General features: G+C 82.6%; 1 pseudogene. It reads left to right on the forward strand.

Annotated features, from left to right (window positions below):
- Positions 1 to 235 (forward strand): annotated as a pseudogene (locus AC1MIR_RS25475) (nucleoside hydrolase); the annotation flags it as partial.
- Positions 236 to 351 lie beyond the last annotated feature (116 nt).

Consider the following 351-nt stretch of genomic DNA (forward strand, 5'->3'; position numbering starts at 1 on the left):
GCGGGCCCCCCCGCCGCCCCCCCCGGGCGCGGGCGCGGGGGCGCCCGCCCCCGCGCTGTTGGGCGCCCGGCTCGCCCATGCCGAGGTGGATCTCGGCTCGGGACCCTCGCGCGGGCGCACCGTGGTGGATCGCTGGGGCCGGCTCGGCCGCGCGGCGAACCACACGCTGCTGGAAACCCTGGACGCGCCCGCCTTCTTCGAGCTGCTGGCCGCGCGGATCGCCGCGCTGCCCTGAAGCGGCGCGCCGGGTTCAGCCCGCGCTGCCGTGCAGCGCGAGGCGCGGCGGCTCCGGCGGCCCGCTGTCATTGACCGGCTGCGGGCGCCGCGCGGCGTCCCGCGCCGGCCCCCGCC

It is taken from the genome of Falsiroseomonas sp. RANM36, assembly GCF_056682175.1.